The organism is Pseudochrobactrum sp. sp1633, from assembly GCF_030376605.1.
Taxonomy (GTDB): Bacteria; Pseudomonadota; Alphaproteobacteria; order Rhizobiales; family Rhizobiaceae; genus Pseudochrobactrum.
Genome location: NZ_JARRAE010000006.1, coordinates 25,657 through 38,430, shown reverse-complemented (window position 1 = coordinate 38,430; position 12,774 = coordinate 25,657). Strand labels below are relative to the sequence as shown.

At 51.7% G+C, this 12,774-nt stretch carries 11 protein-coding genes; 9 read left to right on the top strand and 2 right to left on the bottom strand.

Going from position 1 to position 12,774, the window contains the following annotated elements:
• The first annotated feature begins 11 nt into the window (after positions 1-11).
• Positions 12-1,595, top strand: coding sequence for a Do family serine endopeptidase (locus P8H26_RS08425; protein ID WP_308446660.1), 1,584 nt, complete (start codon positions 12-14; stop codon positions 1,593-1,595).
• A gap of 89 nt (positions 1,596-1,684) precedes the next feature.
• Here P8H26_RS08425 and P8H26_RS08420 read toward each other — a convergent pair whose 3' ends face one another.
• The gene (locus P8H26_RS08420; protein WP_289632500.1) at positions 1,685-2,263 is read right to left on the bottom strand and encodes a GNAT family N-acetyltransferase; all 579 of its coding nucleotides are present in this window, start codon (positions 2,261-2,263) and stop codon (positions 1,685-1,687) included.
• A complete protein-coding gene (serB, locus tag P8H26_RS08415; protein ID WP_289632499.1) occupies positions 2,260-3,159 on the bottom strand; it encodes a phosphoserine phosphatase SerB in 900 nt (299 codons plus the stop codon). The genes P8H26_RS08420 and serB overlap by 4 nt, the downstream gene beginning before the upstream one ends.
• A 41-nt stretch (positions 3,160-3,200) precedes the next feature.
• Here serB and miaA point away from each other — a divergent pair, with 41 nt between their 5' ends.
• The 8 genes from miaA to P8H26_RS08375 all read left to right on the top strand — a co-directional run bounded on the left by miaA (position 3,201) and on the right by P8H26_RS08375 (position 12,771).
• Positions 3,201-4,109 carry a tRNA (adenosine(37)-N6)-dimethylallyltransferase MiaA gene (miaA, locus tag P8H26_RS08410; RefSeq protein ID WP_289632679.1) on the top strand — a complete coding sequence of 303 codons (909 nt, stop codon included), beginning with the start codon at positions 3,201-3,203 and terminating at the stop codon, positions 4,107-4,109.
• A 107-nt stretch (positions 4,110-4,216) separates the two neighbouring features.
• Positions 4,217-4,969, top strand: a complete 753-nt coding sequence (locus P8H26_RS08405; protein WP_289632498.1) for a GGDEF domain-containing protein — start codon at positions 4,217-4,219, stop codon at positions 4,967-4,969.
• 447 nt (positions 4,970-5,416) lie between these two features.
• Entirely contained in the window at positions 5,417-7,171 is a 1,755-nt protein-coding gene (locus tag P8H26_RS08400; protein WP_374708266.1) for an acetolactate synthase 3 large subunit, read from the top strand.
• Between the two features lie 22 nt (positions 7,172-7,193).
• Positions 7,194-7,766, top strand: coding sequence for an acetolactate synthase small subunit (ilvN, locus tag P8H26_RS08395; protein WP_289632496.1), 573 nt, complete (start codon positions 7,194-7,196; stop codon positions 7,764-7,766).
• Positions 7,767-7,993: 227 nt separating this feature from the next.
• The gene (locus tag P8H26_RS08390) at positions 7,994-8,596 is read left to right on the top strand and encodes a LysE family translocator (protein WP_289632678.1); all 603 of its coding nucleotides are present in this window, start codon (positions 7,994-7,996) and stop codon (positions 8,594-8,596) included.
• A 58-nt stretch (positions 8,597-8,654) separates the two neighbouring features.
• Entirely contained in the window at positions 8,655-9,782 is a 1,128-nt protein-coding gene (locus P8H26_RS08385) for an ATP-dependent RecD-like DNA helicase (protein WP_289632495.1), read from the top strand.
• A gap of 34 nt (positions 9,783-9,816) precedes the next feature.
• Complete coding sequence (locus P8H26_RS08380; RefSeq protein WP_289632494.1) at positions 9,817-10,554, top strand: pyridoxine 5'-phosphate synthase; 738 nt, start codon at positions 9,817-9,819, stop codon at positions 10,552-10,554.
• Positions 10,555-10,821: 267 nt separating this feature from the next.
• Positions 10,822-12,771 (top strand): potassium transporter Kup, encoded by a 1,950-nt coding sequence (locus P8H26_RS08375; protein ID WP_374708260.1) that lies wholly within the window; start codon positions 10,822-10,824, stop codon positions 12,769-12,771.
• Positions 12,772-12,774 lie beyond the last annotated feature (3 nt).

The following is a 12,774-nucleotide window of genomic DNA, read 5'->3' as shown; positions in this document are numbered from 1 at the left end:
CGGAGTTTCAGATGGTTCGCACTCAGAATAAAAGCATGGTTTCTTTTTCCCTGCGTACCGGTCTTGCCGCTTTGTCTCTGAGCACGGTGCTATACGGCACGTCGGTGGTGGCGCAGGAGCAGGCCGCTGTTACAGCCCCGCAGGCACCGGCGGTGATTACAGGCAAGCTTGCGCCTTTAGGGCAGACTGTTGCAGGGCCGGCTTCGATTGCCGATCTGGCGCAGGGACTGCTGGATTCCGTGGTGAATATTTCGACATCCCAGACCGTGAAAGATGAAAACGGAGAGGAAAAGGCCGAGCCTGCACCACAGCTGCCGGAAGGATCGCCGTTTCAGGAATTCTTTGATGATTTCTTCTCTGAAGAAAATCAAAAAGACGGCGGCAGTGCTGCCCGTAAAATGCAGTCGCTCGGTTCCGGCTTCGTGATTGATGCGGAGAAGGGGCTGGTTGTGACCAACAACCATGTCATCGCCGATGCTGATGAAATCGAGGTGAATTTCACTGATGGTAAAAAGCTGAAAGCAGAGCTGCTCGGCACTGATACCAAAACCGACATTGCGCTGCTGAAGGTTGATCCGACGAAGCATAAACTCACAGCGGTTGGCTTCGGCGATTCAGAAAAATCGCGGATCGGTGACTGGGTGATGGCAATCGGTAATCCGTTTGGCCTCGGCGGTACGGTAACGCTGGGTATTATCTCTGCCCGCAACCGTGATATTCAGGCAGGGCCATATGATAACTTCATTCAGACGGATGCCGCGATTAACCGCGGTAACTCCGGTGGTCCGTTGTTCGATATGAACGGCAAAGTTATCGGTATCAATACGGCGATTATTTCACCAACCGGCGGTTCTATCGGTATTGGTTTTGCTATCCCTTCAGAGCTTGCTGTATCGGTTATCAAGCAGCTGGAAGAGTTTGGTGAAACACGCCGCGGCTGGCTTGGTGTGCGCATTCAGCCGGTGACAGATGATGTGGCTGAAAGCTTTGGTATGAGCGAGCCTAAAGGTGCGCTGGTTGCCGGACTGATTGCCAATAGCGGTGTTGAGAATAACGAACTGATGGCCGGTGACATCATCCTGAAATTTGACGGTAAGGATGTTGAAAGTGCCCGCGACCTGCCGCGTGTGGTTGCTGAAAGTCCTGTTGGTAAAGAAGTCGAAGTACGGGTTCTGCGTAAGGGCAAGGAGCAGGATGTTAAAATCAAGCTCGGCCGCCTTGAGGATTATGAAAACAAAGACAAGGCTGCGGCTAAGGCCGGTGAGCAAGCAAAAGACAAGGCAAAAGCTGCGGATACTCTGACGGTTCTTGGTATGACCATGACCAAGCTTGATGAAGCACAGCGCAAGCAATATGAAATTTCTGCTGATGTGGAAGGTGTTGTGATCAGCGCAGTGGAAGCAAAATCTGCTGCTGAAGAAAAGCGCATCAAGGCTGGTGAAGTGATTGTCGAGTTTGCGCAGGAGACAGTGAAAGCACCGGCGGATATTCAGAAGAAGATTGAGAAGCTGCGCCAGCAGGGACGTAAAAATGCATTGCTGATGCTGGCCGCGCCAAGTGGTGAGCTGCGCTTTGTAACCTTGCGTATTGACTGATCTGACATCAACAAGAATGCAGAAAAGGCCGGAGGATGTGTACATCCTCCGGCCTTTTTATTTGTAAAAACTTGAATCAGATGAACGGATTAGACGCCGGACTTATCATGTTGATTCAACCACTGCTGTTTGTTGATGGTATAAAGCACATGGCGCTTCAATTGCGGATGTGTATCCGGCACTTTTGGGTGACCAAAATCCCGTTCCGGATTGTTGACCATGCCAATGCGCTGCATCACAGCTGTTGAGCGGTGATTGTTGTGCACAGCGAAAGAGACAACCTGATCTTGTCCGCGTTTCTCAAAAGCATAAGCCAATGAGGCAAGCGCTGCCTCGGTCACATAGCCTTTGCCCCAATAACGCTGCGCTAAGCGCCAGCCGATTTCCAGTACACCTTTTGGCATGAAAGGTTCGAGATCGGTTTTCATCAATCCGGTGAAGCCGACAACATCGCCGCTCTCTTTATCCTGCACCGCATAAAAGCCGAAACTGTCATCATTGATCATCGCCACTACGCGATCCATCAGTGCGTCGGATTCTTCACGACTGCGCAGTGCAGGGAAGAATTCCATCACGACCGGATCGGAATTGATCTCATGGAAAAATGCGCGATCATCTTCCTGCCAGTTGCGCAGGATCAGGCGGGGAGTTTCGATGATACCGGTCATGTTACAAAATCCGTTTTTCTGTAACCCTGAATATAGAGCAGCGCTGTGAGATCGCCATGATCAATGCGGATACGTGCCTGCGCTGCAACAGCTGGCTTGGCATGCAATGCCACACCGCTGCCTGCATGTTTGATCATCGGCAGATCATTGGCACCGTCACCCACTGCCATAGCGTCCTGAGCGGTTATGCCAAGTTTAGAGCAGATATCATCAAGGCTGACTTTCTTGGCATCAGCGCCAAGGATCGGTTCTTCAACCAGACCGGTAAGATGTGCGCCATCATCCAGCAGAATATTGGCACGGTTTTCATCAAAGCCGAGCTGGGTAGCAATTTTGGAAGTGAAGCTGGTAAAGCCGCCGGAAACAAGAGCCGTATAGGCACCGTGTTTTTTCATGGTGGCGATCAGCTCCATACCACCCGGTGTCAGGGTGATACGGTTGGCGATAACCTGATCGATAATGCTGACCGGAAGACCTTTGAGCAGGGCAACGCGCTCACGCAATGCCGGTTCAAAAGCAATTTCGCCATTCATAGCGCGGGCGGTGATACCGGCAATATGTTCGCGCAGGCCAACCTCTTCTGCCAGTTCGTCAATGCACTCCTGCTGGATCATGGTGGAATCCATGTCTGCGATCAGCAGCTTCTTGCGACGGGTATCCTGCTCCTGAATAACAATATCCACAGGAGCGTCGCCCAGAGCTGCTCTGATCTTTGCCGTTGTTTCTGCGATATCTGTGCCGGTTTTCAGCGGCAGATCACAGGCAATACCATCTGCCAGCCAGTAAAGGGCTTGCGTATCAGCTGCCTCGCAGGCTTTATGCCCTAATTCAGGTGTCAGAACCGGATTGGCAGGATTGCAGATCAGTGTGGCAACGTGTGAGACAGGCTGGGACATGAAAACTGGTTCCGCTTTGTGCGTTTGGAGAGTCGTGAGTGATAGAGCAGAGAGACAAGCAAAAGGCAATTCTGATCGCGGGGCCGACTGCCAGCGGTAAATCAGCATTGGCATTGCGGCTCGCGCGGGATTGTGGCGGCTATATCATAAATAGTGATTCCATGCAGGTTTATGATGTGCTGGATCAACTGACGGCACGTCCTCAAGCCGATGATCTCGAAACTGCGCCGCACTATCTCTACGGCCATGTTTCGCCTTTGCACCTTTACTCCACCGGCCGCTGGCTTCAGGAAGTGGAAGCGTTGCTGGCAAAACCTGAGCTGCAGGGCAGGGTGCCGGTTTTTACCGGTGGAACAGGGCTATACTTCAAAGCGCTGCTCGGTGGCCTCTCGGATATGCCGCAGGTCAAAGACGAAGTGCGCGATTATTGGCGCAATCGTATGGCTGAGCTCGGTGCGCCACGTTTGTATGAAGAGTTGCAAAAGCTTGATCCCGCAATGGCAGAGCGTCTGAAAGCGGGAGACAGTCAACGGATTGTTCGTGCACTGGAGGTTGTCGACAGCACGGGGCGTTCGCTGATTGAATGGCAGAACAGTACTGGCAGAGCGCTGATTGAGCCGCAACTTGCCGAAAAGCTGGTGCTGATGCCGGACAGGGCATGGCTGCGCCAACGCATTGCGCAGCGCTTTGATCTGATGATGCAGGGCAATGCGGTTGCAGAAGTAGAGGCTCTACTGGCTTTGCAGCCGGATGCAGCATTGCCGGTGATGAAGGCTATCGGTGTGCGCGAGATTGAAAGCTGGCTCAAAGGTGAGATATCGCGCGAACAGGCTGTTGAGCTGGCTGTGATTGCCACACGCCAATATGCCAAGCGGCAGATGACATGGTTCCGCAATCAGTTTGGTAATGAGTGGCGGCATCTGGAACGAGCCGAGGATTATTTCTCTTAAAATACGCACGATATTGTGAGCGCGTTGTTAACGACCGCGAAACACTTAAGATTTAATCTCCGTCACTAATCTGTTGTCCTTTTACAATGGATCAAGGCGGGGGGACTATGCGTTATCTGAGGGCTGAGCTGTTTTTCATCATCATGGTTGTACTGCTTTGCGGTGCAGGCCTGATGCTGGTTATGCAGCACCAGCTGCTGAACGACATTAAATTACAGGATGCTTCTGTTTCTTTGCCGGACGGCCCGCTGGGTGCGGCAATGCTTTTTCTTATTGCTGCCGGTGTGGCGGGCAGTCTGATGCTGCTGCCGCATGTCCGCATGCAAGTGAAGAACAAGGGACAGCTCAAAATCATCACATGGATGATCACCCGTAATAGTCAGGACCTTGAGCAGATTGGTTTTATAGATCCGCTGACGGGTTTGCAGAGCCGCCACTATTTTGATGCCGCTCTGCATGAATATTTGCTGCAATTCGGTAAAATTAATCGCCCTGTGACAGTGCTGCTGATCGGCATTGAAAGATTACAGCTATTATGTGAACAACGCGGGCGTGACGTCACGGATCGTCTGCTGATAGAAGCGGCGCTGTGTATCCGCAATTGTACCCGCTATCATGATGTGTTGGCCCATATGGGTGACGGAGAGTTTGCGCTGATCGTGCCTGATCTGGAAATGGCAGACGCCGATAAAATGGCTGCCAGAATCTGCAAGGCGCTGGAGCAAAATGAAATGCGCATGGGGCATGAAAGCTACCTTATCAGCGCTGCATCCACCGTTGCTGAATGGAATGCCAAGGAAAAAGCACCGGCGCTTTATAAAAGAGCGCGTGCTGCCTTGCTGAAAAAGCAGTCAGTATAGGTTGGTACTTCTCTTTGTTTTCAATGTCTTGATCGGAGCGGTTGCCGAATAGATTCATGAAGCTGCATTGCGCGGCAGATTGATGTTTTCCTGCACAGATCGGCAAAGAAAATAACAAGATTACGTTTTTTGCCATTGACGTGAAAAAAACTGCTGTTTAATCTCCCCTTATGGCTAAGAAAATTATTCTCGTGGTGGGTAAGCGTATGGGCAGGATGGTGTAACCATCCGGCGAAAGCTCCCATGCGCGAAACACAGGCTCCCTCAGGGGGCCTTTTTTATTATCTTCACACAGCGAATATAGCTAAACAATACGGGAGTTTCGGTGAGGTCAGCCCAGAGAATGAGAGGCACCCACCGACACAGCAGACGGGACATCGGGAAACAATGAGTACAGATACAAGCGGCAAGAGCGCCACAGCACAAAATGAGACCGGCAAACGGGAAATGACCGGCGCGGAAATGGTAGTGCAGGCGCTGATCGATCAGGGCGTGGCACATATTTTCGGCTATCCGGGCGGTGCAGTGCTTCCTATCTATGACGAGTTGTTTCAGCAGGACAAAGTTGAGCATATTCTGGTGCGTCACGAGCAGGGTGCAGGCCATGCGGCTGAAGGCTATGCCCGCTCAACCGGTAAGGTTGGCGTTATGCTGGTAACATCAGGCCCCGGTGCAACCAATGCGGTTACACCGTTGCAGGATGCGCTGATGGACTCGATCCCGCTGGTTTGCATTACCGGTCAGGTTCCGACCAGCCTCATTGGAACAGATGCATTTCAGGAAGCGGACACCGTTGGCATTACCCGTCCTTGCACCAAGCATAACTGGCTTGTTAAAGATGTGAATGATCTGGCGCGTGTTCTGCATGAGGCATTTCATGTAGCGCGCACCGGCCGTCCTGGCCCTGTTGTTGTTGATATTCCGAAAAATATTCAGTTTGCGACCGGTATGTATACGCCACCGCAGACTGCTCCGCGCACCAGCTATAATCCTGTTTTGAACGGCGATCAGAATGCTATCCGTGCGGCTGTTGAATTGCTGGCCACTGCCAAAAAACCGGTTATCTATTCCGGCGGCGGTGTTATCAATTCCGGTGTTGAAGCTTCGAAACTGCTGCGCGAACTGGTTGAGATCACCGATTTCCCGATCACCTCGACATTGATGGGATTGGGCGCTTATCCGGCATCGGGTAAGAACTGGCTCGGTATGCTCGGCATGCACGGCACATTCGAAGCCAATATGACCATGCATGAATGCGATGTTATGCTGTGCATCGGCGCGCGCTTTGATGACCGCATCACCGGTCGTCTTGATGCGTTCTCACCGAACTCCAAGAAAATCCACATTGATATTGATCCGTCTTCAATCAACAAGACTGTTCGCGTTGATGTGCCGATCATCGGTGATGTTGCGCATGTTCTGGAAGATCTGGTGCGCCAGTATCGCGCGTCTTCCAAGCGTCCTGAAAAGGTGGATATGGCCGCATGGTGGAGCCAGGTTAACAAATGGCGTGCCCGTAATTCACTGGCTTATAAGCACAGCCGCGATGTTATCATGCCGCAATATGCGCTGGAGCGTTTGCAGGCACTGACCAAGGATCGTGAAACTTACATCACGACCGAAGTTGGCCAGCATCAGATGTGGGCAGCGCAGTTTATGCATTTTGAAGAACCGCACCATTGGATGACCTCCGGTGGTCTGGGTACGATGGGCTATGGTCTGCCTGCGGCGCTGGGTGTGCAGATTGCTCATCCGGGTGCGCTAGTTATTGATATTGCCGGTGATGCCTCAGTCCAGATGTGTATTCAGGAAATGTCGGCGGCTATTCAGCACAATGCGCCGATCAAGATTTTCATCATGAATAACCAATATATGGGCATGGTGCGCCAGTGGCAGCAATTGCTGCATGGCAACCGCTTGTCACACTCCTATACCGAAGCTATGCCTGATTTTGTGAAACTGGCTGAAGCTTATGGCGGCACGGGCATCCGTTGCTCCAAACCGGCTGATCTGGATGATGCAATCATGAAGATGATTGAAACAGACGGTCCGGTGATCTTTGACTGTCATGTGGCCAATCTGGCCAACTGCTTCCCGATGATCCCTTCAGGCAAGGCGCATAATGAGATGCTGTTGCCGGATGAGGCGACGGACGAAGCTGTTGCCAATGCTATTGATGCCAAAGACCGTCACCTAGTCTAATACCGGAACAAGGATATTCATTATGAACGCACAAAATGCAGCTTCCGGTTCAGCCTATTTCCTGACCGAAGAAACCCAGCTAGTTGAAACCCATACGCTCTCTATTCTGGTTGATAATGAGCCGGGTGTTCTTGCCCGTGTTATCGGTCTGTTTTCAGGGCGGGGCTACAATATTGAAAGCCTCACAGTTTCTGAAACCGAGCATGAAAAACATCTGTCCCGCATTACCATTGTGACACGCGGTACGGCCAATGTTCTGGATCAGATCCGCCATTCGCTTGAGCGTATTGTGCCGGTGCACCGCGTGGTTGATCTGACCTATCATGCCCAGCAACTTGGACACGACCGTCCGGTTGAGCGTGAGCTGGCTCTAATTAAGGTTGTTGGCCAAGGTGAGACACGGGCAGAAATGCTGCGTCTTGCCGATGCTTTCAAAGCCAAGGTTGTGGATGCCACGGTGGAGCATTTCATTTTTGAAATCACCGGCAAAGGCGCCAAGATTGATCAGTTCATTTCGATTATGAAGCCGCTCGGTTTGATCGAAGTGTGCCGTACAGGTGTGGCGGCCATGATCCGTGGTGCTGAAGGGATGTAAAGTGCCTGATCTAAAAGTCGCCCGACTTGGCTGCAAATGGCAATTTTCTGCGCTACGGTACTCACGTACTATCAGTACGCTCCGTTCCGGTGCTCAAAAATCACCATTTTCGCTCTCGTCTAACGCTTTTTGATTCAGACACTTAAATTGCTGATCGTTTGTAGCACCGCTGTTCTTTTGTCAGGGCAGCGGTGTTGTTTTTTCAGAACATGATTGAGCGTTTTAACATGTTGCTTTCTTACGATATTTTCATGGCGTTGGTGGTTTTTGCCTTTGTAACCTCCATCACACCGGGCCCGAATAATCTGATGTTGCTGGCCTCCGGTGTGAATTTCGGTTTTCGTCGTACAATCCCGCATATGCTGGGCATCGGCATGGGCTTTTTGCTGCTATTGTTGGGTGTGGGCTATGGTCTTGGTGCTGTGCTGGAAACCGCACCTGTCTTATATGTGGGACTGAAATTCGCCGGTGGTGCTTATATGCTCTATCTGGCCTATAAAATTGCCACCTCCACATCAGTCGGCAAGGTCGATGATCCCGCTGCTCAGCCGATGAGTTTTATGCAGGCCGTGCTTTTTCAATGGGTGAACCCTAAAGCATGGGTGATGGCGGTAACCGCGATGGCCAGCTATACGGTGCACGATGCCTATGCGCTTTCTGTGCTGCTGATCGGTGTGGTTTTTGCGGTCATCAATGTGCCAAGCGTATCATCATGGGCAGCATTCGGCAGCTTGTTGCGCCAATGGCTGGAAGATCCGGTGCGGCTCAAATGGTTCAATCTGACGATGGCTTTGTTGCTGGTAGTCAGCCTGTGGCCGATGTTGAAGTGATAAACCTTGCTCTTTAGGCGCGAATCCGGTCATTGAAAGGCATGATGGCAGAAGCATAATGGAATTTTCACCGGAACAGGACAACGCGCTCCAAGCTGTGGCGCAATGGTTGGCAAAAGGCGGCTCCCCGATTTTCCGCCTTTTTGGCTATGCGGGAACGGGTAAGACGACGCTTGCGCGCTATTTTGCCGAGCATGTGGATGGTGAGGTGCAGTTTGCCGCATTTACGGGCAAGGCTGCGCAGGTGCTGCGCTCTAAAGGTGCAAGCAATGCCCGCACACTGCATTCGCTGATTTACCGTCCTAAAGGCGAAGAAGCGATTGAGGATGAGACAACCGGTAAAACGTCGATCTCTCCGACCTTTACGCTCAACCGCCAGAGTCCTGTTGCCAAGGCCGCATTGATCGTTGTCGATGAGTGCTCGATGGTTGATGAGCAGCTCGGCCGCGATTTGATGACTTTCGGTACGCCTATTCTGGTGCTGGGTGATCCGGGGCAGTTACCGCCGATCAGCGGTGGCGGCTTCTTTACCGAACACGAGCCGGATTATCTGCTGACAGAAATTCACCGTCAGGCGCAGGATAATCCGATTATCCGGCTGGCGCTGGATGTGCGTGAAGGACGTGAAATCCCGTATGGTGATTTTGGCGCTGCCCGCGTGATTAATAAATCGGAAGTCAATCAGGATCTGGTGCTGGATGCCGATCAGGTGCTTGTCGGCACCAATCGTACCCGCAAGCGCTATAATCAACGTCTGCGCGAGCTAAAAGGCTTTACAGCTGACTATCCGCAATCCGGTGACAAGCTGGTTTGCCTGCGCAATGATCCGGCCAAAGGTCTGCTCAACGGCTCGCTCTGGAAGGTGATGACATCTTCAAAAGAGACTGTGAAACCGGGCATTAATCTGCTGATTGCGCCGGAAGATGAAGAGCCGGGTCGTGGCGTTGCCAAGATCAAGCTTCTGAAAGCGCAGTTTGAAGATCCGGATGCGGAAATTCCTTGGCAAACTAAGAAGCGTTTTGACGATTTTGACTATGGCTATGCGCTGACCACCCATAAAGCGCAGGGCTCGCAGTGGAACAATGTGGTATTGTTTGATGAAAGCTATGCCTTCCGCGATACGCGCGAGCGCTGGCTCTATACGGCAATTACCCGCGCAGCGGAAAAACTAACAATCGTCCGCTGAATGCGGCAATGAAATTGATCAGGGAGCTCGGATCATGGTTGCAACTCTGTCGGTTAATCTCAATGCGGTGGCAATGCTGCGTAACCGCCGTGATCTGCCGTGGCCGAGTGTGACAGGGTTGGGGCGTATTGCGCTTGATGCCGGTGCTACCGGTCTGACCGTGCATCCGCGCCCTGATCAGCGGCATATCCGCTTCTCTGATCTTGGAGACATTCGTGCTCTGATCGACGATGAATTTCCGCAAGCCGAGTTTAATATTGAAGGCTATCCGTCAGAGGATTTTCTGGCTCTGGTGGAAAAGCACGAGCCTGAACAGGTGACACTGGTGCCAGATGATCCAGCACAGAATACCTCGGATCACGGCTGGGATTTTGCGCGGAATAAAACGATTTTGAGTGAAGTCATCAAGCGTCTTAAAGGACGGGGGATGCGTGTTTCCCTGTTTGCAGATCCGACACCGGAAGGGCTGGATATTGCCAAAGAGACCGGTGCTGACCGCGTGGAGTTTTTCACTGGGCCTTATGGCGGCGCTTATGCTGATCCTAAAGCGCAGGCGCGTGAACTGGCATTGTTGGAAAAGGCTGCCGCTAAAGCCGCAGAACTTGGTCTTGGTATTAATGCCGGTCATGATCTGACCGTTGCCAATCTGCCTGCGCTCGTGAAAATTATGCCGACTTTGAGTGAGGTTTCAATCGGCCACGGTCTGACAGCAGATGCGCTGGAATATGGTATGCGTCAGTCCGTGCTACGTTTTATCAAAGCGCTCGGCTAAAATGCATTTTTTGTTTTGATTCAATTTTTGCGCTTAATGAATTGATTTCATTTAATTAATGACCTGATGAGCTATCCGATTTTGTTATGCCTCATCGGGGCAGATATGCATTGTTGCACTATTGTTTTTATCTGAATTTGAGCATTTATATACGGCCTTTCCGGCTGTTTTATTTGTTGTCGGAAAGTGTTTATATTGAGAGTAAGATAAATCCGTTTTCTCACATCTATCCGGTTATCTTTGCTCACCCTGCATTAAAGGTATTTTATGAATCAGGCGCAACGTGAAGATATTGCAATTCAGGAAGCGCCGGCCAGCGCAGACGATGGCCATAATGATCCGCATAGCCATGCGGGAAGTCTGAAGCTTTTGATGATGGGTGCGCTTGGTGTCGTTTATGGCGATATTGGCACCAGCCCGATTTATGCGTTTCGTGAAGCGCTGCATGCCTCAATTACGGACGGTAACCTGTTGCGCGGAGAAATTCTCGGCGTGATATCTCTTATCGTCTGGTCGCTCGCGCTAATCGTGACTGTGAAATACGTCTTGTTTGTGCTGCGCGCCGATAATAACGGCGAGGGCGGTATTCTCTCGCTGATGGCGCTGGTGCGCTCCAGCTTTGCCAGCCGTCCGGATATTATTCTTGGTATCGGTATTATCGGCGCGTCTTTGTTTTTTGGCGATGCGGTGATCACACCGGCAATCTCGGTGCTGTCAGCCGTTGAGGGGCTTGAAATTGTAGCGCCGCAGATGACGCATTATGTGGTGCCGATCACGATCACTATTCTGCTGGTGCTTTTCTTTGTGCAGCGGCATGGCACAGGGCGTATGGCCAGTATTTTCGGGCCGATTATGCTGCTGTGGTTTTTGGCGCTGGGGCTCACCGGTTTTATTCATATTTTCGATGATCCGGGCATTCTTTCAGGGCTTAATCCTTATTATGCCTTCGCTTTTCTGGGCGGCAATCCGGCCACGTCTTTTGCAACAATCGGCGCGATTTTTCTGGCAGTTACCGGTGCCGAGGCGCTTTATGCCGATCTCGGCCATTTCGGGCGTAAGCCGATTGTGCGTGCCTGGCTGTGGATTGTGTTTCCGAGTCTGATCCTGAACTATTTCGGGCAGGGCGCATTTATCCTGTCGCATAGTGCTGCAGGCGGCGAAGAAGTACGTAACCCGTTTTTCCAGATGATGCCGCAATGGGCATTGCTGCCGATGGTTGTGCTGGCAACAGCTGCCACTGTTATCGCCAGTCAAGCGGTTTTGACCGGTACCTATTCACTGGCACGTCAGGCCGTACAGCTGAATATTCTGCCGCGACTGGAAGTGCTGCATACATCTGAAACGCTGCACGGACAAATTTATATGCCACGCATTAATATGCTGCTGGGCATTGCTGTTGTTCTGCTTGTCGTTACCTTTCAAAAATCCAGTAATCTGGCGGCGGCCTATGGTATTGCCGTAACCGGTAATATGCTGGTCACGACTATCCTGCTGTTCTTTGTCATGCGCAGATTGTGGAAATGGAGTCTGCCGGTTGTGCTGGTGCCGATCGTTGGCTTTATTATTGTGGATCTGATGTTCTTCAGTGCCAATCTGGTTAAAGTACATCAGGGTGGTTGGGCGTCGATCGTGGTGGCCGCACTGGTGCTGCTGGTGATGTGGACATGGGTGCGCGGTAGTCGTCACCTGTTTCAGAAATCCCGCAAAACAGAAGTACCGCTTGATATTATTGTGAGCCAGATGGCGCGCAAAGAGCCGGTGATTGTGGCGGGTACCGCGGTGTTCCTGACCGGTGATCCGTCCAGTGTGCCGACAGCATTGATGCATAGCCTTAAGCATTACAAAGTTTTGCACGAGAATAATGTGATCCTGACTGTCGTGACGGCACCGCGCCCTTGGGTGGCTGAGGATGACCGTGCGCGTGTATCGCAATATAGCGACCGGTTTATGCAGGTGACGCTGACTTTCGGCTACATGCAGTCGCCTAATATTCCGCGCGCGCTGGGGATCTGCCGGAAGCTCGGCTGGAAATATGATATTATGACAACGTCATTCTTCTTGTCGCGGCGTGTCTTGCGTATTTCACCACGCTCTCCGATGCCGCATTGGCAGGCCAAATTGTTTATTACGCTTGCCCGCAGTGCCTCGGATGCCACGGAATATTTCCAAATTCCGACAGGGCGTGTAGTTGAAATCGGGACGCAGGTTAATCTTTAGCGG

Bases quoted from the DNA above. Each gene is read 5' to 3' on its own strand.
- P8H26_RS08425 (WP_308446660.1), top strand. From the start codon at position 12: ATGGTTCGCACTCAGAATAAAAGCATGGTTTCTTTTTCCCTGCGTACC.
- P8H26_RS08420 (WP_289632500.1), bottom strand. From the start codon at position 2,263: ATGACCGGTATCATCGAAACTCCCCGCCTGATCCTGCGCAACTGGCAG.
- serB (WP_289632499.1), bottom strand. From the start codon at position 3,159: ATGTCCCAGCCTGTCTCACACGTTGCCACACTGATCTGCAATCCTGCC.
- P8H26_RS08405 (WP_289632498.1), top strand. From the start codon at position 4,217: ATGCGTTATCTGAGGGCTGAGCTGTTTTTCATCATCATGGTTGTACTG.
- P8H26_RS08400 (WP_374708266.1), top strand. From the start codon at position 5,417: ATGACCGGCGCGGAAATGGTAGTGCAGGCGCTGATCGATCAGGGCGTG.
- ilvN (WP_289632496.1), top strand. From the start codon at position 7,194: ATGAACGCACAAAATGCAGCTTCCGGTTCAGCCTATTTCCTGACCGAA.
- P8H26_RS08390 (WP_289632678.1), top strand. From the start codon at position 7,994: ATGTTGCTTTCTTACGATATTTTCATGGCGTTGGTGGTTTTTGCCTTT.
- P8H26_RS08385 (WP_289632495.1), top strand. From the start codon at position 8,655: ATGGAATTTTCACCGGAACAGGACAACGCGCTCCAAGCTGTGGCGCAA.
- P8H26_RS08380 (WP_289632494.1), top strand. From the start codon at position 9,817: ATGGTTGCAACTCTGTCGGTTAATCTCAATGCGGTGGCAATGCTGCGT.
- P8H26_RS08375 (WP_374708260.1), top strand. From the start codon at position 10,822: ATGAATCAGGCGCAACGTGAAGATATTGCAATTCAGGAAGCGCCGGCC.